General features: G+C 62.7%; 22 protein-coding genes and 1 pseudogene. 19 read left to right on the top strand and 4 right to left on the bottom strand.

Features of this window, described 5'->3' with window-relative positions; all coding sequences use genetic code 11:
- The first annotated feature begins 249 nt into the window (after positions 1-249).
- From ABIA65_RS31255 to lipA, 14 genes are all read left to right on the top strand, one after another.
- Entirely contained in the window at positions 250-1,419 is a 1,170-nt protein-coding gene (locus ABIA65_RS31255) for an amino acid ABC transporter substrate-binding protein (RefSeq protein ID WP_354526000.1), read from the top strand.
- A gap of 7 nt (positions 1,420-1,426) precedes the next feature.
- Positions 1,427-2,176, top strand: coding sequence for an ABC transporter ATP-binding protein (locus ABIA65_RS31250; protein ID WP_354525999.1), 750 nt, complete (start codon positions 1,427-1,429; stop codon positions 2,174-2,176).
- Positions 2,173-2,973 (top strand): ABC transporter ATP-binding protein, encoded by an 801-nt coding sequence (locus ABIA65_RS31245; RefSeq protein ID WP_354525998.1) that lies wholly within the window; start codon positions 2,173-2,175, stop codon positions 2,971-2,973. The genes ABIA65_RS31250 and ABIA65_RS31245 overlap by 4 nt, the downstream gene beginning before the upstream one ends.
- Positions 2,970-3,842, top strand: a complete 873-nt coding sequence (locus ABIA65_RS31240; RefSeq protein ID WP_354525997.1) for a branched-chain amino acid ABC transporter permease — start codon at positions 2,970-2,972, stop codon at positions 3,840-3,842. Before ABIA65_RS31245 ends, ABIA65_RS31240 begins: the two co-directional genes overlap by 4 nt.
- Positions 3,843-3,901: 59 nt before the next feature.
- Positions 3,902-4,894, top strand: a complete 993-nt coding sequence (locus ABIA65_RS31235) for a branched-chain amino acid ABC transporter permease (RefSeq protein WP_354525996.1) — start codon at positions 3,902-3,904, stop codon at positions 4,892-4,894.
- On the top strand, positions 4,894-5,754 hold the full coding sequence (locus ABIA65_RS31230; protein ID WP_354525995.1) for an enoyl-CoA hydratase/isomerase family protein: 861 nt from the start codon (positions 4,894-4,896) through the stop codon (positions 5,752-5,754). The genes ABIA65_RS31235 and ABIA65_RS31230 overlap by 1 nt, the downstream gene beginning before the upstream one ends.
- Before the next feature lie 167 nt (positions 5,755-5,921).
- Positions 5,922-6,854 carry a thiamine pyrophosphate-dependent dehydrogenase E1 component subunit alpha gene (locus tag ABIA65_RS31225; protein ID WP_354525994.1) on the top strand — a complete coding sequence of 311 codons (933 nt, stop codon included), beginning with the start codon at positions 5,922-5,924 and terminating at the stop codon, positions 6,852-6,854.
- Complete coding sequence (locus ABIA65_RS31220) at positions 6,841-7,911, top strand: alpha-ketoacid dehydrogenase subunit beta (RefSeq protein WP_354525993.1); 1,071 nt, start codon at positions 6,841-6,843, stop codon at positions 7,909-7,911. Before ABIA65_RS31225 ends, ABIA65_RS31220 begins: the two co-directional genes overlap by 14 nt.
- Positions 7,901-8,140, top strand: coding sequence for a biotin/lipoyl-containing protein (locus ABIA65_RS31215; RefSeq protein ID WP_354525992.1), 240 nt, complete (start codon positions 7,901-7,903; stop codon positions 8,138-8,140). Before ABIA65_RS31220 ends, ABIA65_RS31215 begins: the two co-directional genes overlap by 11 nt.
- Before the next feature lies 1 nt (position 8,141).
- Complete coding sequence (locus tag ABIA65_RS31210) at positions 8,142-8,780, top strand: 2-oxo acid dehydrogenase subunit E2 (RefSeq protein ID WP_354525991.1); 639 nt, start codon at positions 8,142-8,144, stop codon at positions 8,778-8,780.
- A gap of 107 nt (positions 8,781-8,887) precedes the next feature.
- A complete protein-coding gene (locus ABIA65_RS31205) occupies positions 8,888-10,390 on the top strand; it encodes an aldehyde dehydrogenase (protein ID WP_354525990.1) in 1,503 nt (500 codons plus the stop codon).
- A 19-nt stretch (positions 10,391-10,409) separates the two neighbouring features.
- Complete coding sequence (locus ABIA65_RS31200) at positions 10,410-11,645, top strand: CaiB/BaiF CoA transferase family protein (RefSeq protein WP_354525989.1); 1,236 nt, start codon at positions 10,410-10,412, stop codon at positions 11,643-11,645.
- Positions 11,642-12,526 (top strand): HpcH/HpaI aldolase/citrate lyase family protein, encoded by an 885-nt coding sequence (locus tag ABIA65_RS31195; protein ID WP_354525988.1) that lies wholly within the window; start codon positions 11,642-11,644, stop codon positions 12,524-12,526. The genes ABIA65_RS31200 and ABIA65_RS31195 overlap by 4 nt, the downstream gene beginning before the upstream one ends.
- The gene (lipA, locus tag ABIA65_RS31190) at positions 12,510-13,448 is read left to right on the top strand and encodes a lipoyl synthase (protein ID WP_354526023.1); all 939 of its coding nucleotides are present in this window, start codon (positions 12,510-12,512) and stop codon (positions 13,446-13,448) included. The genes ABIA65_RS31195 and lipA overlap by 17 nt, the downstream gene beginning before the upstream one ends.
- 54 nt (positions 13,449-13,502) lie before the next feature.
- On the opposite strand, the gene ABIA65_RS31185 is transcribed toward lipA, so the two are convergent.
- Complete coding sequence (locus tag ABIA65_RS31185) at positions 13,503-14,105, bottom strand: TetR/AcrR family transcriptional regulator (protein ID WP_354525987.1); 603 nt, start codon at positions 14,103-14,105, stop codon at positions 13,503-13,505.
- 69 nt (positions 14,106-14,174) lie between these two features.
- Here ABIA65_RS31185 and ABIA65_RS31180 point away from each other — a divergent pair, with 69 nt between their 5' ends.
- Positions 14,175-15,071, top strand: a complete 897-nt coding sequence (locus tag ABIA65_RS31180) for an NADP-dependent oxidoreductase (protein WP_354525986.1) — start codon at positions 14,175-14,177, stop codon at positions 15,069-15,071.
- Between the two features lie 258 nt (positions 15,072-15,329).
- Positions 15,330-15,937: pseudogene (locus ABIA65_RS31175) on the top strand (IS3 family transposase); the annotation flags it as partial.
- Here ABIA65_RS31175 and ABIA65_RS33550 read toward each other — a convergent pair.
- Positions 15,864-16,061, bottom strand: coding sequence for a hypothetical protein (locus ABIA65_RS33550; RefSeq protein WP_502919643.1), 198 nt, complete (start codon positions 16,059-16,061; stop codon positions 15,864-15,866). The pseudogene ABIA65_RS31175 and the gene ABIA65_RS33550 overlap by 74 nt on opposite strands.
- A gap of 17 nt (positions 16,062-16,078) precedes the next feature.
- Entirely contained in the window at positions 16,079-16,774 is a 696-nt protein-coding gene (locus ABIA65_RS31170) for a CPBP family intramembrane glutamic endopeptidase (protein WP_354525985.1), read from the bottom strand.
- 378 nt (positions 16,775-17,152) lie between these two features.
- Here ABIA65_RS31170 and ABIA65_RS31165 point away from each other — a divergent pair, with 378 nt between their 5' ends.
- On the top strand, positions 17,153-17,890 hold the full coding sequence (locus ABIA65_RS31165) for a helix-turn-helix domain-containing protein (protein WP_354525984.1): 738 nt from the start codon (positions 17,153-17,155) through the stop codon (positions 17,888-17,890).
- Here ABIA65_RS31165 and ABIA65_RS31160 read toward each other — a convergent pair.
- A complete protein-coding gene (locus ABIA65_RS31160; RefSeq protein ID WP_354525983.1) occupies positions 17,873-20,098 on the bottom strand; it encodes a S9 family peptidase in 2,226 nt (741 codons plus the stop codon). The genes ABIA65_RS31165 and ABIA65_RS31160 overlap by 18 nt on opposite strands.
- An 82-nt stretch (positions 20,099-20,180) precedes the next feature.
- On the opposite strand from ABIA65_RS31160, the gene ABIA65_RS31155 reads away from it, so the two are divergent.
- Positions 20,181-21,380 carry an MFS transporter gene (locus ABIA65_RS31155; RefSeq protein WP_354525982.1) on the top strand — a complete coding sequence of 400 codons (1,200 nt, stop codon included), beginning with the start codon at positions 20,181-20,183 and terminating at the stop codon, positions 21,378-21,380.
- Between the two features lie 40 nt (positions 21,381-21,420).
- The gene (locus tag ABIA65_RS31150; RefSeq protein ID WP_354525981.1) at positions 21,421-21,615 is read left to right on the top strand and encodes a hypothetical protein; all 195 of its coding nucleotides are present in this window, start codon (positions 21,421-21,423) and stop codon (positions 21,613-21,615) included.
- Positions 21,616-21,806 lie beyond the last annotated feature (191 nt).

The raw sequence follows: 21,806 nt of genomic DNA, 5'->3' as shown, positions 1-21,806 counted from the left end.
CTGTGCGGAAAGCATGGAAAGAGAGGGCAGTAGAGGGTATCCGGAGCTGGATCGACGACCAATCATGTTCAGTTTAAAGAACAGCGTTGACAGCATTCCACGACATGTGTTCAGATTACTGCACAGCTGTGTGGCACCGCTCACACACACCATGCCAGATCGACGAAGGGGCGCCCTCTGATGAGGCCAATTTCCAAAGGATCGCGGTTGAGATGCTTCAAGGCGACGGTGATGGCCGTCGCTCTCGCCGTGCTGATCACCGCCTGTGGTGGGGCAGGCGGTTCGGGGGCAGATGCCCCGATCAGGATCGGTGGCACTCTCGGCCTCACGGGTGCCTTGGCCGGCCCCTCGAATGTCCTCAATCAGGTCTATGAGGCGTGGGCGGCCGAAGTCAACGGCAACGGCGGTTTACTCGGCCGCGATGTGGAAGTGCTGATCAAGAACGACAACAGCACCGCAGCCACAGCGACAACGCTGTACCAGTCGCTGCTGACCAAGGACCAGGTCGACCTTGTCCTGGCACCGTTCGCCACTTACGTTGCCGCTGCGGTGGTCCCGTTGGTCAAGTCCTCGGGCAAGTTGATGTTCAACGGTTCATTTTCGGACACCGGATTGAACGATCTGGCGGACGGGCAGGTGGTCTCGGCGTTCCCGTATCAACCTGAGGAGTATTCGAGAGGTGCGTTCGAGGCCATCGCCGAACTACCGGGCCCACAACGGCCGACCAAAGTAGCGATCCTGACGAACAACGATCCCTTCACATTGGTTGACAGGAACGGTTTCGAGGGCAAGGGGGGAGTGCGCGATTATGCGAAGCGGGCAGGGATGACGATCGTACTCGACGAGGAATACAGCCCTGGGACAGCAGATTTCACTTCTGCTGTGAGTGCGGCCAAGAATGCGGGCGCTGATCTATTTGTCGTGCTAGGCCTACCCGAGGACTCCAACAACATCATCAGGAGCGTCAAGACGGTCGGGTATGAGCCGAAGATCGTGTGTGCATGTGGCTCTCAAGTCTTGACCCTGCCGAGCTGGAGCGAACTCGGAAATGCCACCGACGGAGTAGTCGGACACACCGCGGCGTGGCCGAACCAGCCCTTCGAGGGAATGGATTTCGTCGTGAAGTTCGCCGACGATCAGGGCTGGAAGGTCATTCCCAGCTACGCAGCCGTGGGTTTCGCGAATCTGCAGGTACTTCGGCAGGCGGTGGAGGGTACGCAGTCCCTCGACCAGACGACCCTCAAGGAATACATCTACAGCCACACCTTCGACACGGTGGTCGGACCCGTCAAGTTCCGCGAGAACGGAACGGTCGACCCTTTTCGTCAGGTGGTGCTTCAGACAGTCAGCGGCGACGTCCGGCCCGTATGGCCCGCAGATGTCGCCGAGGCCAAGTTGACCATCGCTGGCAGTGAGTGAGGAGAGGATGATCGCCGATACTCCGGCTCTTAAAGCAGAGTCGATTCATAAGCGCTTCGGGGGGATTCACGCTGTCAAGGGCGTGAGTTTCGAAGCAGCCCGTGGTTCGGTGCTAGGTGTCATCGGACCGAACGGCTCGGGAAAGACCGCAACCATCAACCTGCTGAGCGGTGCGTACAAGCTCGACAGCGGAAGCATCAGCATCGGAGGCCACGTAGCAACCGGTCGGCCCGCGCATGAGTTCGTCACGTGGGGTGTGGCCCGAACCTTCCAGAACCCCCGAGTGTTCAAAACCCTTACTGTCAAGGAGAACTTGGTGATCTCTGTTGCGCACCGTCGCTCTGGGCTCAGCGGTGGTTCGCTCAACCAACAGATCGAGAAGTGGCTCGGCTGCACGGGGCTGACGGCCTTCTCGGGAAGGGTCGCGCAGGAACTCTCGGGCGGCCAGCAGAAGCTGGTTGAGTTTGCCCGCGCCATGGTCCACCAGCCGTCCGTGGTTCTGATGGACGAGCCGTTCGCCGGAGTCCATCCCCACGTCAAAGCGGTACTTCATGAGCAGATCTCGCAGCACGCGGTCAACGATCGCACCACCTTCGTCATTGTCAGTCATGAGATACCAGACCTGATAAAACTCTCCGACCGCTTCGTATGCATGGCTGGCGGCGAGATCCTCACAGAGGGAACGCCGGCGGATGTTTGTGGAGATGCCCGGGTGATCGACGCCTATCTGGGGACGCCCGTGAAGGCTGCGTCATGACAGGCGGTGCAACGCTGGAACTCCGCGACGTCTTCGCGGAGTACGTACCCGGTCAGCCCGTGCTCAACGGTCTGACGATCTCACCGGCACCCGGTGAAGTCTTCGTGATTATCGGGCCGAACGGCTCCGGTAAGTCAACATCGTTGAAGGTCATGGCCGGCTTCCTCAAGCCGTCGGCCGGTGAGGTCCTCCTGCGTGTCGATGCGCAGAACACTGATCTGACCAAGCAGCCAACCCGGGTGCGCAGTGGCGCGGGCGTGGCCTATCTACCCCAGGGACATTCGGTGTTTCCCTCGATGACAGTGCACGAGAACCTGCTTCTCGGTGGATGGTCGGCGCGCCGAGCACGCAGGACAGTAGTGGCGGCCGTCGCAGCCATGTATGAGCGGTATCCCGCACTTGTGCCGAAGCGCGATGTGCCGGCAGGGACCCTGTCGGGCGGGCAGCAGCGGATCCTCGAGCTGGGCCGGGCGCTTGTCTCCGATCCTAGGGTTCTCCTGGTCGACGAACCGTCGGCAGGAGTTGCACCTGCCGTCGCCGAAGTGATGTACCGCGAGCTGAGCGCACTCCGCGAGGAGGGCCGGACGATCATCCTGGTGGACCAGGATGTGAGGGCCGCACTGGCCATCGCAGACACCGTCTGTGTTCTGCGGTCGGGCAGGATCGACCGGATCGGCGCCGCAGCCGGATTCGGGACCGATCTGGACGGTCTGGTCCGCGAATGGCTGGCAGTCGACCCGCCGCCGGACCCCGCTACTGCCCGATCCCCGCTTGTAGCAGACAGGGAGGTCCGATGACCACCGTGGCGCAAGTGTTGGTACTCGGTGGCCTGTTGGGACTCATTTACACCCTCGCGGGCTTGGGGATGACGCTGTCGATGGGCGTTCTCAAAGTACTCAACCTCACCCACGGCATGGCCGTCCTGGGTGGGAGCGTGCTGGCCTACCAGTTCCAACAGACGTGGGGTGTAAGCCCAATTTCCGCAGGGCTCGTCGCTTTGCCACTGTTCTCGTTACTCGGCTGGATCCTGTACGTCACGCTCGTTCGTCGAGCGCAGGCGGTCTCTCCGGAATCTGCGCTCCTTGTGCTCTTCGGCGCAATGATCTTCCTTCAGGCGGTCACGGCTGAATTCTGGTCTGGCGATATCAAATCAGTGACCGCCGCCTACTCCAACAAGGGGCTGGAGCTGGGATCAGTGGTCGTGCCTCTGGACTATCTGGTGGCGGCATCAGTGTCACTGGTCCTGCTGGGCATCATCTACACGTATCTTCGATTCTCTCTGACAGGTCGCGCCATCAGGGCGCTGGCTCAACGTCCAGACGCCGCAGCGACACTTGGCATCGACGTCGATCTCTACTCCAGCCTGGTGTTCGCCGCCAGCGTGGGCATTGCCGGCACCTCTGGTGCACTCCTATCCACGATCATCCCGTTCTCCGTTGCCACCCAGATGATTTGGCTGACGTATGCGTTCATCGTCGTGCTCGTAGGTGGCACAAGCGGGGTGCTCGGGGCGCTCGTCGGCGGTCTGGCACTCGGGCTCGGTCAAGCTCTTTTCAACGAACTTCTCTCGCTTAAGTGGGTGTCGGTTGTGGTCTACGCTCTGTTGCTGGTTGCCATGGTGGCTCGAGGAGGCGGACTCGCCGCCGCACGGGAGCGGGCGATATGACTCTGTACGGCAAGAGCGCAACCTCTACGACAGAGTCAGCACAGAAGCGACCGACATGGATGCCGGCCGGGACGGCGCACCCACTGTTGGCGCCTGCTGCGATCGTTTCCGGGACATCGGCCGCTGTGCTGTGGAGTCTGCTGTCAGACGACCTGACGAGCATCAAGATTGCCAGCACGGTGTTCATGTTCGTCGCGTTGGCCGGTGCGTGGAATCTTCTGGGTGGCTATGCCGGATACCTCAACTTCGGCACCGTCATGTTCATGGGCATGGGCGCGTACACGACGGGTATCCTGTCGACCACCTTCGCGGTGAATCCGCTTCTGACATTGCCGTTTGCGGCGATTGTGGCGGGACTTGGCGCATTGCTCGTCGGGGTTCCCGGCTTCCGGTTGCGAGGCGACTATTTCGCAGTCGCGACATTCGTTCTCACCCTCGCTCTGCAGCAACTCGCGGCGAACATCGACATCACAGGCGGCTCAACGGGGCTCTCCGTGACTAGCCCGATGGTGTCGCTGGAGTCCTCGGTCAGGTTGTTCTGCGTGCTCTTCCTGATTCTGGGCGTGTGCGTGACTGCACTCAACTGGGGTGTCGAGAAGACCCGTTGGTTCAGCGCCTTGACAGCAATCCGAGAGGACGAGGACGCCGCCGAAGTGCTCGGCATCCCGACGCTGAGAATCAAGCTGTTCGCCTTCGTCGCGGGAGCGGCGATCGCAGGTGTCGCCGGCTCGATGTACGCATCGCAGTTGCAGTTCATCGAACCGATCGGCACGTTCGACTTCCAGGTCTCGCTGGCGGTCGTCGTGGCCGTAGTCCTCGGCGGCTCAGGCACGTGGTACGGCCCGGTGATAGGCGCCGTCGTCACGCAGCTGACACTTCAACTGCTGCTGGTCAACCTCGATGGTATCTGGAACCAAATCATTTTCGGAGCCCTGCTTGTCGTCGGCGTTCTCGCTGCCCCCCGAGGTGTCGCGGGCCTCATTCGCAAGGCACGGACCAGATCGCAGTCAACACCCACGGCCGTAACCGGCCAAGATCAAAGGAGCAATTGATGTCTCTGCAGGAATTTCTGCCTACGCCTCGATTCGAGGAGTATCGAGAGTTCTTCAAAGACTACTTCGCACTCGAGCGGCGGCAGGACGGCGTCCTGCTGGCACGGGCCCACACATTGGGCGGCCCAGTGCAACTCAGCGTGCAGAACCACCGCGCCCTCGGGCAGTTCCTCAAGACAGTTGGCGCAGATCCTGAGAACGAACTCCTGATCCTCACGGGATCCGGAGACGAGTTCATGATGGACTCCGATCCTGCCGGATTTGAACTGGAAGAGGCCGATCTTCCACACTGGGCGTACGAGTACGGATTCAAGGACGGTCGGATCAACGTCAGCTCGTTGATCAACGATCTTGAGATTCCCACCATCGGTGTCTTCAACGGGTCGGGGTTCCATTCCGAGATCCTCTTGATGTGTGACCTCACGCTGATGAGCGAGGACGCGCGGATCTACGATCTCCACTACGGCATCAGTTCCGTTCCCGGAGACGGTATTCACAGCTGCTTCACCGAGCTTCTCGGTGTCAAGCGTGCAGCATTCGCTTTGCTCACGGGCGAATCCATCAGTGCCCCAACCGCACTGGAGTACGGAATGGTTAACGAAATCCTGCCCCAAGCGGATCTGATCTCGCGCGCCTACACGATCGCCGACTACATCATGACGCAGCCTCGCACCATCCGGCGTCTGACGACGCAAATTATCCGTCGCCCGTGGAAGAAGCGAATTGTCGACGACCTCGAAGTCGGCTTCGGCATCCAATTGTTCGGTCATATGACCAAGGGTGCGGCCGTGCATTCCAAGGAGCACATCGCGTCCCAGGCGGACTACGTCCGCGACGGCCGCCGGCTTCCGTTCGACTGAGGTGCAGTAAGTGGTGGATCGTCGATGCGTTGGCTCGTATCCGGATCGTTGTCCGTGCGGACACGAAGTGTGATGAAGGAGTTCGTATGAATGAAATGCCGACCACCTGGGACGTACGAAGTCCCGGTGTCGAATCAAGTCCTCTAGATGTACCGAAGTTGAGGTTGTTGCTCCAAAAGGCCATCCAGATCCGGGCGGTCCAGGACAAAGTCAAAGAGCTGTTCATGGAGGGGTTGCTTCCGGGCACGACTCACCTGGCCCAGGGACACGAAGGGGTGTCAGTGGGAGCGCTCGCAGCTGCGCAGACCCGGGACAGAGTGTTCGGCACCTACCGTGGACATCACCACGCGCTGTCCGTGGGCCTCGACCCGTACGTGTTGTTCGCTGAGATGCTGGGCAGGTCGACGGGCAACTGTGGCGGTATGGGCGGGTCCACTCACGCGGCGACATCGGTCGACCACAACCTGATGGGTACGTCCTTGATTGTCGGAGCGGGCATTCCGATGTCGGTAGGCGCCGCGATGACGTCAAAACTCAAGGGAGACGGTCGGGTCACGCTGTCCTTCTTCGGGGACGGTGCGACGAACACGGGGGCCTTTCACGAGGGTCTGAACATGGCAGCTGTGTGGAATGCCCCCGTTGTCTTCATCATCGAGAACAATCAGTACGCCGAGTACACGCCGGCCCACATCGGCACCTCGGTCGCCGACCTCGCAATTCGCGCCGTCTCGTACGGCATGAGTGGTCGTAGTGTCGACGGCCAGGATGCCGTAGCGGTTCATAACGTGGTTGCCGAGGCGATCCACAAAGCACGTTCCGGCGGTGGACCGTCGTTGATCGAGGCCAAGACCTACCGGTACAGCGGCCACTCGCGAACTGATCCCGCGAAGTACCGGCCTGTGGGAGAGCTGGAGCGGTGGAAGATGGCCGACCCCATCGACGTGATGGCAGCGCGACTCAGTGCGCAGGCGGCGCTGACGGACGACGAACTCAACGCGTGGCGGGTACGTACCGTCGCGGAAGTCGATGCTGCCGCGTCACAAGCAGCACAAGACCCGTTCCCGACGATGGAGGAGGCCCGTGCCCATGTCTTTGCTTAGTGATGCCGAACCTGGCACCGAGGTGTCAGACGATGGTTCGACACGACGATCAGTGGAACTGACATACAAGGCGGCTATCCAGCTGGCCCTGGAGCATTCTCTCAGAGCCGACACCGATGTGATCTTCATCGGTGAGGATGTCGCAGCGGCTGGCGGCGTGTTCAAGTGCTCCGAAGGTCTGCTCGAGACCTTCGGCCCGGACAGGGTCATGGACATGCCGATCGCCGAGTACGGATTCGCCGAAGTAGCTCTCGGAATGGGCATCTCGGGTATGAGGCCGATCGTTGAGATCATGTTCGCTGACTTCCTCGGAGTGGCCGCGAGCGCCATTGCGGTTGACTTCCCGAGGTACCGACTCACCTCTGGCGGACAGATGAAGGCGCCCATCACGATTCGGACAGTGGGGGGTCTGGGCTGGCATTTCGGTGCGCAGCACTCCATGACGTACGAATCCTGGTTCCAGGGTATGCCTGGTCTGCGAATCGCGGTCTCGGCGCGGCCTGCCAGCGCATACCGGAACATACGTGCAGCAGTGCATTCGGACAATCCTGTCCTGATCATTGAGCACAAGCTGCCCATTGCGCGCAAGGAGCTTGTCGAGGTCGGTCCGCCTGACGCGAGCTCGATTGGGCGGGCAGAGGTCCTCCGAGCAGGTCGTGACATCACCGTGGTGGCCTCGCTCGAATGTGTCTGGACCGCTTTGGCCGCAGCTGCTTCACTAGCCGAGTCAGGTGTCTCGGTCGAGGTGATCGACATCGCGTGGATAAGGCCTCTGGACGTCGCGACCGTAATCGGCAGCGTGAGTCGGACTGGCCGCCTTCTCGTGCTGATGGAGGATTACTTCCCCGGCAGCTGGGCGAGCACATTGCTTGCTGAGATCACCATGCGAGGAACGCGATTGAAGGCCGCACCGGAGGTGGTGCATCTGCCCGACGACCTACCTGTGCCCTTCAGCCCGGTAGTCGAGATGGCAATGCTGCCGGATGCCGGGAGTGTCGCGGCCAAGATCGCAAGGATCGTTCGCGGTGATGACAGAGGAGATGAACATGCAGTATGAGGTATTGATGCCGAAGCTGGGCCACGAAATGGAGTCCGGTGTCGTGGAGGCATGGTTCAAACAGGTCGGAGACACAGTGGAGCGCGGCGAGGTCTTGGCTGAGATCACCACTGATAAAACAAATGTGGAGATGGAGTCGCTGCATTCGGGTGTGCTGACGGCAATCGCGGTCCCGGCCGGCGGTGAGGTGACCGTCGGACAGGTGATCGCATACATCGAGGGCGACTGAAGTGGCTGTCGCCCCCTTAGGTCGAGTGCGACGCGCTGTGGCGAGGAGCATGGCGTTGAGCAAGAGCACGATCCCTCACCTGTATATCAGTGCGGATGTTGACATGAGCGCTGCGCTAACCCGAGCCAGGGACGGCATTGGTCCTACCGCGGTGATGGTCCATGCGATCGCGTCAGCTCTGCGTGCCAACCCGACACTAAATGGCATCTGGACCACGGATGGTCCGGACTATTCGGAGGTCGTGAGCATCGGTATTGCGGTGTCGACAGAAGGCGGACTGGTTGCGCCGACGCTGACTGACATCGGTATGAGTTCGGCGTCCGAGATCGCAGACCGGTTGCGCGGAGCGGTCTCACGTGCGCGGTCGGCCGGTTTGAAGGCTTCGGATCTTGAGCCGGCGACATTCACTTTGAGCAATATCGGAAAGTATGGGGTGACCAGCGGGACATCGATCATCGTGCCGCCGCAGCTGGCAATCCTGTGTGCCGGCGCTGTGATCGATCGCCCGGTGGCCATACACGGCACGGTCGCAGTGCGCCCGACCATGTCCATCACAATCAGCGCTGACCATCGGGGCGTCGATGGTGCCGCGGCCTGTCAGTTCGCGGCGGACTTCCGACGCCTTCTCGAAGCGGGGTGACGTTGCTGTTCAAGCAGATTGACATTACCTGACATTCTCCCCGGGGCCTCACGCGGCCTTCGCCATGACACTTCGGGAATCATTCGCGACATCAAAAGAGGACAAAAATGACCGCAACCAAGCGCTATCACGTGGGTGATCGCGGCAATTACATCGGTGGGGAGTACACAGAGGCGCACTCTTCGGCCCGCCTGTCAGTCGTCAGTCCGATCAGCGGCGAAACCCTCGGGACGATCGCTGACTCCGACGCCGTGGATGTCGCCGCTGCCGTCGCGTCGGCCCAGCAGGCGTTCGAGGGGGAGTGGGCGGATGTGACACCCGCTGGAAGAGCGCGTCTGCTTGATGCGCTGGCTTCTGCGATCGAGTCGCGGGCCGGCGAGTTGATCGACGCCGAGGTCGAGGACAACGGCAAAGTCGTGCGTGAGATGCGGGGTCAGATCCACGCCGTTCCCCGCTGGTATCGGTACTTCGGGGGGCTCGCGGACAAGTTAGAAGGCACTACAGTTCCCATGGAGTCGCCGTCGCTGTTCAACTACACGACTAGAGAACCGCTCGGTGTCATCGGCTGCATCACACCGTGGAATTCGCCGCTGCTACTCGGGGCGTGGAAGTTCGCGCCGGCGCTGGCGGCCGGGAACACAGTGGTCGTGAAGCCAAGCGAGCATGCGTCGATGTCCACTCTCCTGTTTGCGCAGTGTTTCGAGGACGCGGGTTTTCCGCCAGGTGTGTTCAACGTCGTCACGGGGAGCGGGTCCTCAACCGGACGTGCGCTCGTCGATCACCACGACGTCCGCAAGATCACCTTCACCGGGAGCGTCGATGGTGGTCGGTTGGTAGCCGAGCGTGCGTCGGCCCGGTTGGCGCACGTCGCATTGGAACTCGGGGGCAAGTCAGCCAACATCGTCTTTGCCGATGCGTCGATCGACGCGGCGGTGAACGGGATTCTGGCGGGGATCTTCGCCGCAGCGGGGCAGACCTGCGTGGCGGGATCGCGCGCGCTGATTCATGCCGATGTCTACGATGAGGTCGTTTCCCGTGTCGTCGAGCGTGCGAAGAGCATTCGAGTCGGTGACCCGCGGATCCAAACGACGGAGATGGGGCCCATAGCCAACGTGCCGCAGCTGGACAAGGTTTCGGAGTACGTGAAGATCGCCCACGGCGAGGGCGCCGAACTCCTCGTGGGGGGAACGACGTTGACGGTTCAAGGTGGCGAGTCCGGGAACTACTTCGCGCCTACGGTTTTTGGTGGTGTGACATCCGATATGCGGATCTTCCGGGAGGAAGTCTTTGGGCCGCTGCTCTGCGCAACTCCCTTCACAACCGACGAAGAAGCGATCTCTCTGGCGAACTCGACCGAATACGGTCTCGCAGCGGGGATCTGGACTTCGGATGTGTCAAGGGCGCATGCAGTAGCGAAGCATCTTCATGCTGGGACGGTGTGGGTGAACACGTACCGCGCGATCGCGCACAACATGCCGTTCGGTGGCCGTCGAACTAGTGGCCTGGGCAGGGAGAACGGGCTCGATGCCGTTACGGACTTCCTCGAGACGAAATCAGTCTGGGTCGAGACGGCCCAGGTGACCGCCGACCCGTTCAGTATCAAGATCTGACGCAGACATGGCCCCTTCCGTGGAATTGATTGACACGAAACTGAAGCGCCCGCTGGACGGATTGACAGTCGTTGCGCTCGAGCACGCCGTCGCTGCGCCATTCGCGACCAGGCAACTGGCCGATCTGGGAGCCCGCGTAATCAAGGTGGAGAAGCCTGTCGGAGGCGACTTCGCGCGCAACTATGACGAGGCGGTGGCCGGTCTCTCGAGCTATCACGTATGGGTCAATCGCGGTAAGGAGTCCATTGCCCTCGACCTCAAGTCGCCGCAGGGCCGAGAGATTCTCGAACGACTGCTCGCTGCTGCCGACGTCGTGGTCCAGAATCTTGGGCCCGGTGCGGCGGAACGGCTCGATGTGAGTCCCTCTCAGCTCCTTGCGCGCTATCCGACGATGGTGGCGTGCAGGATCTCTGGGTGGGGGAGTGACGGCCCGTGGGCGGGACGCAAAGCCTATGACCTGCTCGTGCAGGCCGAGGCCGGCGTCGTCGCACTGACCGGTAGTGACCGCGATGTCGCGAAGGCCGGAATCCCGGTGGCCGACATCGCCGCAGGGATGTACGCATTCAGCGCAGTGCTGGCCGCTCTCTACCAGCGACGGACCTCCGGTGTCGGCGACTGCATAGAACTGTCGCTGTTCGAAGCGCTGGTGGAATGGCTGGGTCAGCCGATGCAGTACGCGGAGGGCTATGGTGAGCCTCCTCGTCGCACCGGCACAGCACACGCCACGATCTCGCCCTATCGCGAATACATCTGCGCCGATGGGCAACCGGTGGTAATGGCGGTGCAGAATGCAGGCGAGTGGCGCTCGTTCTGTGTCGGCTTTCTAGAGCAGCCTGATCTAGAAACCGATGAGCGGTTCGCGACGAACACACTGCGGGTCGCTCATCGTGATCAGGTGGACGCTATCGTGTCCCGACGTTTTAGCGAGCTCGGCAGTGAAGAAGCCATCGCCCTGCTGGATCACTGCAGAATCGCGAACGCCCAGGTGAATTCATTGACCGATGTGCTCGATCATCCGGTGCTGGCGGCACGGGACCGGTGGAGATCGGTGCGCACAGAGTCTGGGGAGGTGCGCGCGACTCTACCGCCGATCCAGATCGGGGCGTTGGAATCGGCAATGGGCGCTGTCCCGGCATTGGGAGAGCACACTGAATCACTTCTGACGAAGTTGGGCGTTAGTGACGGCGAGATTCGCACACTGCTCGACACCGGGGTGGTCAGTTCCGCAAGACGAGAATTCTGGACTGCGGGATGAACGAGATCGGCGCTGCGAACGCGGATACCGAGCGTCGTGCAACGTTGTTGTGCGCATCGTGGCTGTTTGTCCCTGCATCTCGCTCTGATCGGTTCTCCAAAGCCTTGGGCAGTGGGGCGGATGCGGTGGTGTTCGACCTGGAGGACGCGGTGGCTCCATCCGAGAAGGACGCATCTCGGGAGATTCTGCGCATGTGGGACGGGTACGACCATCGGTCGTTTGTCAGGATGAACTCCTTCGAATCGATCTGGTGGGAGCAAGATCTCGAACTCATGCGAGATATCGATGCTGTCCCGGTGATCCCGAAGGCCGAGGACCCGGGGTGGGTTGCAGAGGTAGTTCGACAGTCCCGCGCCTCACGGGCGGTTGTCTTGGTGGAGTCTGCGACAGGGTTGTCGAAGCTGGAAGACCTCACTGCGATCGACGGCGTCGAGCGGGTGATGTTCGGATCTGTCGACTACGCAACCGATATCGGTACGGATCCCGCTAATCGTGAAGCTCTGGCTTATGCCAGGGGGCGGCTCGTCACCGGTAGCCGTGCCGCGGGTCTACCGCCACCGATAGACGGTCCGACGCTGGATCTTTCGCACGCGACAGGGTTGATCGATGACTCCCGCTCGGCGAAAGGACTGGGCTTCGCCGGCAAGGTCTGTGTGCACCCCTTCCAAGTTCGACACGTCAACCGTGCGTTCTCTGTGTCGGGAGCCGAGATCGACTGGGCACGAACGATCATGGGCAGTGCTCCTGATGAAGGCGTCTCCGTCGTGGCGGGGGCTATGGTGGATGCCCCGGTGCTCGCGCGCGCGAGATCGATTCTGCGGCAAGCCGAAGAGGAGATGATGCGCAAGGTGGAAGGGATGAATGATGATCGTTCCTCCTGAAGGTGCCAGGCGATTGCGGCTTGAGGTCCGTAACGCCGCGAGTCCGATCGAGAAGAAGCCGGAGTGGATCAAGATACGGGCGACAGTCGGGCCCGAATTCAACGCACTCAGGGACCTGGTGCGCACCGAAGGTCTGCATACTGTTTGCCAGGAAGCTGGTTGTCCCAATGTCTTTGAATGCTGGGAGGAGCGTGAAGCCACGTTTCTCATCGGCGGTGGGCAGTGCACGAGGAGATGCGACTTCTGCCAGATCGACACCGGGAGACCCGATCCGATCGATCGCGACGAACCCCGCCGTGTTGCCGAGAGCGTCCGGAAGATGGGTCTCCGCTACGCCACTGTCACGGGCGTGGCGCGTGATGACCAGGCCGATGGCGGCGCGTGGCTGTACGCCGAGACTGTGCGCAAGATCCACGAGCTAAACCCGGGCACGGGCGTCGAGAACCTCATCCCCGACTTCAGCGGCTATGCAGGACTGCTGCGTGAGGTGTTCGATTCGCGACCGGAAGTCCTGGCTCATAATGTCGAAACAGTGTCGCGCCTCTTTAGGCGCATCCGACCCGCGTTTCGCTACGAGCGCTCGCTCGATGTGATCGCGCAGGCTCACGACTACGGCCTGGTTACCAAGTCCAATCTGATTCTCGGCCTGGGTGAGTCGCGCGACGAGGTCTTGCAGACGCTGGCAGACCTGCGTGAGAAGGGCTGTGATCTTGTCACGATCACGCAGTATCTGCGCCCGTCAGTGCGCCATTATCCGGTGCAACGTTGGGTCAAGCCGGAGGAGTTCATCGAGCTGAAGGCGCAGGCCGAGAGGATTGGCTTCTCGGGTGTCATGTCGGGGCCGTTGGTTCGCTCGTCATACCGCGCAGGAAGGCTGTACCGGGAGCACATCAACGCCGTGTCCGGCGCTGGTTCACAGTAATCGGCTGCGGCGCTGAGGATTTGGTCTCGCAGCGTCTGTAGGACGGCCGGACGTTCAGCTGTAGGGACGACGACTGGTGGCGTCCTTGCCCGTTGCCGCCCACGCCGCCTCGATCATCGGGAAGATCTCGTCGACCGCCGCCTCCGGGTCGGCCGCGTCGCGGGCAAGTGAATGAGCGTCGACAACAAAACGCGCGATCGTGCGGCAGGTTGTGTCCGACGGCGACGTGTCGAGATCCGCGGCGATGGCGGATGCGAGCACCTCAGCATGGCGCAATCTCATGGCCACCTCATACGCGCGCAGGGCGGGTGACTCATCGATCATGCGCCAGATTGGTGCGGCGCTCTCCGTGGTGCAATGTCGCACGAGGGCCAGGATCTCGCGGCGCAACGCGTCGATGAGTGATTCGTTCGGCGCCCGATCAGTGACAGTCTGCGCGAGGCGTTGTTCGAAATCCTGATCCTGTTCGAACACCAGCGCTTCTTTCGAGGAGAAGTGGGAGAAGAGCGTCGTCACGGCCACGTCGGCCTCGGTAGCCACTTCTCGGATGCCGACGGCGTCGTAACCGCGTTCGGCGAAAAGGCGAAGCGCGGCGTCGGCGATCTTCGCGCGGGTGGCCGCCTTCTTCCGCTCGCGGCGTCCCGGCGGCACGGTCATTGGTCGACACTATCAACTCTTTAACCATATCCGTTACGAAACACTATCTGTTAGTGTTAAGTTATTGATATGAGGATGGTGAGCTTCGCCGAGTACGGCAGTCCGGATGTGTTGCAACTGATCGATTCCGAAGAGCCGCATGCGGGATCAGGCGAAGTGCGCATCGCCGTACACGCGGCGGGTGTCAATCCCGTCGACTGGAGGCTCCGTGAAGGGCAATTCCAGAAGACACGGCCGATAGAGTTGCCCGCAGGAGTCGGCCTGGACGCTGCCGGAATCGTGGACGAGATCGGCGACGGGGTTGAGGACGTCGCGATCGGTGACCGAGTCTTCGGCGAGGGTGCGTGCACCTATGCCGAGTTCGCGGTTCTGACGGCGTGGGCACGGATGCCTGACGGGCTGTCGTTTGAGGAAGCAGCTGGGTACCCCTCCGTGGTCGAGACCGCGCTGCGCATTCTTGGTCAGGTGGGCGTACAGGCGGGGCAGACACTGCTCGTCAGCGGTGCGTCTGGAGGTGTCGGTTCTGCGGTGCTGCAGATCGCCCGTGACAGGGGCGTCGCTGTGATCGGGACGGCCGGGGCTGGCAATCAGGCGTATCTGCGGTCACTTGGTGCCGCCGCCATCACGTACGGCGAGGGGTGGTTTGAAAGAGCCAAGGAACTCGGCCCTGTCGATGCGGCTCTCGACGTCGCCGGCTCAGGTGTGATCCATGAACTCGTCGAGCTGACCGGAAATCCGCAGAAGGTGATCTCCATTGCCGATCTGGATGCTCCCGAGTTCGGTGCTCAGTTCTCCGGGGTGGCCGGAAGCGTGCCAGAGGCGCTTGCCGAGGCCGCCCGGCTCATCTCAGCCGGGAAGCTGCACATACCGGTCGAAAAGTCGTACACCCTGGCCGAGGCCGCTTCTGCGCACCGCGACAGCCGCGCCGGTCACACGCGCGGCCGTCGAGTCATGCTCATCCACTAGAGCGTGTCTCCTATATGGCGTGTCCAGGTGATGCACGCGCTGAGGACGACAGCGCGTTTGCCGTAGCCGGTGGCCAGGGCGAGCCATTCTTTGAGTAGCGTGAACGATCGTTCGACGAGATTGCGCTGCTTGTAGAGGATCTCGTCGAATACTGTGGTAAGCCATCACGGCTTCCGCGACACACCCGTGCAGCACTCGGCCAACTACCGGGACTGCCTCCGGTTTGGTTGACTCCTGACCTGTGAGGATTCGTCCTTGCTGGAAGGATCGCTCCGTGCCGAATTCGTTCCTGCTGAGTTCCGTGCTGATGTCATCGCCGTGGCCCTTAAGGGTGAGGCGCCGTTGCGCCAGATCGCGAAGGACTTTGGGATCTCGGAGGCCTGCCTGCATCGCTGCTCAAGATCGCTGACCGCCAAGACGGCGTCGACCGGCCCCGGTCGCCAGCGGTGTCCGATGACGTATCGGCGCAGCTGCGCGAGGCGCACAAGGGGATCAAGCTCCTCGAGCAGGAGGCTGAGGTGATGCGTCGTGCGGTCGGCTACCTGTCCCGGGATGCCAACCCAAAATGATGTACCCGCTGGTCCTTGACCTTGCCGATGACGGTGTGCCCGTCACGGTGACCTGCCGGGTTCTTGGCTTCTCCGCTCAGGTGTTCTACAGATGGCGTAAAGCGCCTGTGTCGCAGCGAGATTGGGACGATGCTCACCTGATCAACGCCGCGCGTGACATCCACGGCGATGGCCCCCGCTTTCGGATACCGGTTCATTGCCGAGGAGTTGCCTGGGTGCGGGATCACTGCCAGGCGAGAATTGCGTCGCGCGGCTGTGTTCGCAGGAGCGCATCGGTCAGTCTTCGCCAAGAAGCGGTCACCGTGGTCGACCCCACGAGTCCCGACGTCGCCGCGGCGCTCACATCGATCGGGATGGCGATCACGCCGGTATTCCGGCAGGGTTTGCCGAAGATATTCACCGCGTCGTACCTGGCCGTCATTCCCCTAATCTCCGCGGTCAGTATCCGAGCCCGTGATATAGCATGCCCGCACTGTTATAGGCGACGTGCACCAGCACAGCAGGCCAGATCGAACCCGAGCGCCACAGCAGGACACCAGTGGCCAAGCCGATCATGAGGGCCAAAGGCATCACGCTGTTGATCCCATGTGCCGCAGCGAAAACTGCCGCGCTGAAGACCACGCTGATGCAGTTCCCCCAGCGGAACAGGAACGTGGCAAGCACGCCACGAAACAATGCTTCTTCACCGAGCGGCGTCAAGATTCCGCCCAGCCCCACTGTCACGATAAGAGGCACTACTCCCGACCGAGCAGCATCACGGTAGGGCTGCTGAACACCCTCCGACCCCGGAAACAGCGGATCAAAAATCGCCGAAACGGGCCAACTCAGCCCGAAGCACGCCAGGCCGATTGCGACGCCGGTCAGTAGCCACACGAGACTCGTATGCCGCAACCCGAACGGACGGACATCACGGATCCGAACGAGGACTGCAGCAGCAAACCCTCCCAACGGCGCAAGCCCTGAGATCAGGAAGTTCACATGTCCGAGGGCAATGGGGAGATCTTCCGGCAAGAAGTATGCGGTTACGCCGCCCACTAGATACAGAAAGCCAGCGGTGACCGCAGCTACACCAAGTTCCAGCCAGCCGGGCCGAGCGGATCCGCTCGCCACGCCAGTGTCCTGTACAACACCCATGCGCAGTAGTATCAGCTGTGCCCCAAGGGCACACTCAAGCTTCGTTGCGCGGCGGCGCTACCTCAGCAACATCTCATTCTCCAGTTCTCCGCTTGGGTAAGTCCCCTGGGGTGGTGGGGTTTCGGGCCTGAAGTTGACCAGGCCGGGCTGTGTCCGGTGTGGCGTTGAGGGTTTTGGGGTGGGCTCGCGATGTTGAGGCGGTCCCGCCACGGCGCGAGGTAGGCGATACGGGTGCCGTCGGGTGAGATCGATGCCTGCGCCCGGGCGGGCGGCGCGAACAGATCGTCGACGGAGAGCAACTCGGGTGTTGGCAATGCCTCCATCGCACACTCGGACGCAACGGCACAGTCAAGTGCGCGTACTGGGCAAGATGGGACCATGGCGTGGAGCACCAGGGAGATCGCCGAACTCGCCGGCACGAGCTTGCGGGCCGTCCGGCACTACCACCAGGTGGGCCTGCTCGACGAGCCCGATCGCCGGTCCAACGGCTACAAGCAGTACGGCGTCGCGCATTTGGTCCGGTTGGTGCGCATCAAACGCCTGGTCGATCTGGGATTCTCGCTGCCCCAGATCGCGGCGATGGGCGATACCGACGAACATCCGGAACAGGCGCTACGCGAACTGGACGCCGAACTCGCCGAGACCATCGTCCGGCTGCAGCGCGCCCGCGATGAACTACGCGAGCTGCTGGACACAGCGTCGCTCACCGACCTGCCGCCAGATTTCGTGTCGGCCGACGCCGCGGCGAACCTGACCGACGCCGACCGGTCCCTGGTGGTCGTGATGAGCCGGGTGCTCGGGCCGCGCGGCAAGCAGGTTTACGCCGACATCATTCGGGAAAGGACCGAGGATCCCGCAGCCGCCGAACTGGACAACCTGCCCGCCGATGCCGACGAGCCCACCCGCCGTGACCTCGCCGAACGGTTGGCGCCCTATATCAAGTCAGTCCTGGACGCCCATCCCGACCTGACCTCCTCACGCGCCGACGCACCACGGGGAAAAAGGTTTGCGGACAGGGCGATCGACCTGGCCATGTCCGATCTCTACAACCCGGCGCAGCTGGATGTGCTGAAGCGGTCCGGTGAGATCGTGCGCCGGTCAGCCGAGGGAGGGTAGCAGCAACGGCTGTAGTCGGTAACCGGGCGGCTCGCTGCCGTGCAGATGCCGCACAAAGTAATCCCAGGTGCGACGTAGCGAATAGTGCAGCCAACCAATCAGCGAGTGCTCGGCACCCGGAATCATGATCAGGTCGAAGTCCTTGTCCGCCTTGATGAGTGCATCGGCCAGCCGCATCGTCATGTACGGGTGCGCGTTGTCGTCGAGTTCGCCGTGGATGAGCAGCAACTTGCCGGCGAGGTTGGCGGCCAGCGTGGCGTTGGAGATCGCCGCTTTGCCCTCGGCGCTGACATCGCCGTGGTAGTGCTCGGCCCACATCGCTAGGTTGAGCGCGTTGTCATGATTACCCGAGACCGCGACGGCCACCGAGTAGAAATCCGGATAGCGCAGCACGGCACGCGCCGCGGCGAACGCTCCTGCGGACTGTCCGGTGATCCCGACTCGGGCGGTGTCCAGCCAGGGATACTGCTGTCCGAGTTCGCGGATTGCGGCGATATGGTCGTCCAGGGCGCCGGCGTTGCCGAGATCCCCATACGAGTGGTCATGAAATGCCTTGCTGCGCCCCGCGCTTCCACGACCGTCGATGGCCACCACCGCGAATCCGAGCGCTGCGAAGGCCTCCGGCTCGCCATAGTGCGGCGGGTTGAACATCGGTCCGGCGCGGTAAAGCTGCGGCCCCGGATAGATGTGTTCGATGATCGGGTACGTGCGGTCCGGGTCCAGATCGTGCGGTCGCCAGAGCAGACCGTAGATGGGGGTCTTACCGTCCGCTGCGGTCGCCCGGAACCGCTCCGGGGGTTGCCAGCCCAGAATCTTGAGGTCTTCGGTGTCAGGTGCCTCCACCTCCACCACCACCTGACCGTCCCCGTCGAGTACCACCGAGCGTGGCGGCTGACTCGGGTACGAGGCTCGGTCCACCAGGTAGCCACCCTGCGGTGGGCTGACCGCGTCATGGTCCAGTTGATCATCGGTGAGGCGGGTGAACCCGTTGCCGTCCAATCCGATTCGACAAAGCTGCCGCAGATACGGATCGGCCTCGATTAGCCCGTTGGCCGCGAAGTACACCTGTCGAGCCTTCTCGTCGACCCATAACAGACTGCTCACCAGCCAGGGCCCGACGGTGATTCGGCTGACCTGGGCACCGTCGGCCGAATAGAGGTACAGGTGGCCCCAACCGTCGCGCTGCGACCACCACACGATCTCGCCGGTGTCCAGCACCCGCACCATGTGCGGGTCGCCGAGCAGGACGGTGGGGTCGACCCGCGTCTCGCTCGTGTCGGTGATCAGCGTGCTGACCGCACCTGTCGACGGATCGAGACGACGCAGTTCCAGGGTGCGGGCATCACGTGCTTGGTATAGGAAGTACACGTCTTTGCCGCTCCACCAGGCGTAGACGAGTGCGACATTGTGCATGATCGGTGTCGGCTCGGTCTGCTGCCGGACGATCGTGCGTTGCTCGACGTCGAGCACGTTCCAGGTCATCGTCGCGACGGCATTCTCGCCGGGCATCGTGTAGCGGGTGCGGTGTTCTACCGGCCGACCGCCGTCGGCCGGACTTGATTCCACAAGCACCAGTTCGGGCACCTCGCGTTGATCGATGCGCGCAACCAGGATGCGGGTGGAATCGAGTGACCAGTGCAGGATCATCGGCGGCGGTAGGCCGAGCGCACGGGTCAGCGCCCGTGCGCCGGTGGTGCCGGGCAGGCCGCCGTAGTCGAAACACGCTTCGGCGTCCTCGGTAAGGGCATGCTCGGTGTCATCGGCCCGGTTGTGGACCCAGATGTTGCCGTCGCGGCAGAACGCAACCCACCGCTCATCGGGTGACGGAATCCCACCCGGAATGGTTGTAGCCGTCTGGGATTCAGTGCAGGCACCGTCCGCCCACTTCCAATTCCGGCCGAACGCGCTGAACAGCACCGTGTCGTCGGCGCGGATATCCACGGCCAGAATCGGTAGATCGGCACCGGTCACCGCCTGCCCGGCCGCCACCGACAGTGCGGCGGCCAGCGCGTCGTGGTCGAAGGCGGCGCGACGCGTCTTCGCATCGGGATCGACCGCGACGTAGCGGGTCCCGATCCGGTACCAGAATCGGGCACCGTCGGCGAACCACTGCGGTGTAAGCACCATGCCCGGCACTCGCCGGGCGCGGTGCGGGAAAAGCATCTGCTCGGCGCGCGCGTAATCGGAATCGGTCAGCAATGTCGTCACACTGGCCATGCAACACCCGGACGTAGCGGCACAGTCAACAGCGACTTGACCGTGCCGCAGCGGCACAGCGTCTGGTGGACGAATGCCGTTGATTGCCGTCGCCTACCTGAGTTCGCATTTTCTGAGCTTCCTCGGCAACGGGATCCTGGCGGTGGCGTTGCCGTTGATCGTGCTGCAGGCCACCGGGAGCCCGCTCAGTGTCGGCGCGGTTTCGACTGCGACCGCAGTGCCTGCGCTGTTGGTCGGACTGTGCGCCGGGATACTGATCGACCGGGTGAACCGGCGTACCTGTTCGATCATCTCGGATCTGGTGTCGGCTGGGGCGGTCGCAGCCATCCCACTGGTGGACCTGGCGACCGGATTGACCATCGGGTGGTTGGTGGCATTGGCGATCCTCGGGTCGTTTGGCGACGTCCCCGGTATGACCGCCCGGCAGGTGATGGTGCCGGCGGTGGCCCGGCACGCCGGGGTGCCGTTGGAGCGACTGCTCGGCCTGCGTCAGTCGATGACCTCGGCAGCGCTGATGATCGGGCCGGCCGCGGCGGGCACGCTGCTGACGTTGTTCGAGGGCAGCACGGTGCTTTTCGTGACAGCGGCGACATCCGCGGCAGCAGCTCTGATCACCGCGACCCTGCCAGGCCGTCTCGGAGCCGTGGAAAGTGAGGCCGCCGATCACGATTCGCTGCTGGGTCGACTGGCCGCCGGCGCGACTGCCCTGCGGGGCAGCCGATTCCTGATCAGCACCGTCGCCCTCACCGTGGGGCTGGCGGTCGCGCTCGGCGGACTGCAGGGCCTGGTGCTACCGCTGTACTTCAGCGAGTTGTCCCGACCCGATCTACTGGGTTTCGTGCTGACCGCACTGGCAGTCGGCATGCTGGTCGGCACCACGGTGTTCGCCGCCGTGAGCGCGCGGATGTCGCGGCGGCGGTGGCTGATGTGCGCGCTGACTGGGACGACTGCGGGATTCCTGCTGCTCGCGACACTGGTCGGTCCGGGCTGGGTGTTCGCGGGCGCCGCGCTGTTCGGTATCGGCAACTCGGTGCTGGGGGCGGTGCTGGGTGTGCTGCAGGCTCAACGCATCCCGGACGGAATCCGGGGCCGCGTATTGAGCCTGCAGAACGCCTGTCTTCAGGTGGCCGTACCGGCCGGAGTCGGACTGGCGGGCCTGGTGGCCGAGTGGGGCTCGCCGGTCGCGGCCGGGCTCGCACTGTTCGCCATTTGGCTTTCGGTGGTGGTCCTGGCGGGGCGGTGTCGCGGCAGCCGGCTGGTGCCTAGCACCTGAGCGTTCCCGCAGGCCGTAGAGGCTAAGCAGCATCGCAGCAGTGCTCACCGTCATCGACGAGTTCCTGCGCAGCGACTCCATCGCTGCTCTACTTGCCGCGCACCTACGGGCCACCGGCCATGACCACCCTGGCTATGATGCCGCGCTGCTCATTGACCAAGGTCAGCTTCACCGCGCATGCGCTCATGCTGACGGGCAGTTCGAAGAACTGTCCATTGGTCAGATTGCCGAATGAGGGAGCCGCCCTGTGAACGACAGCACCGTGACGAGCGCCGGCGATACACGGTGGAGCGCAGCACGCGTGATCCGATGGAGCCTTGTCTTGGATTTCAGCGTAAGAACTGAACTGGGCACGGCGCGTGATGGATTCGACCGGCTGTCAACGGCAACCGAAAACTGATCAGCTGGCGGGCCAACCGCCAGCTC

The sequence above is a fragment of the Mycolicibacterium sp. 624 genome (assembly GCF_040548615.1).
Taxonomy (GTDB): Bacteria; Actinomycetota; Actinomycetes; order Mycobacteriales; family Mycobacteriaceae; genus Mycobacterium.
The sequence above is the reverse complement of the archived record's forward strand: the minus strand, read 5'-3'. Positions and strand labels throughout refer to the sequence as shown.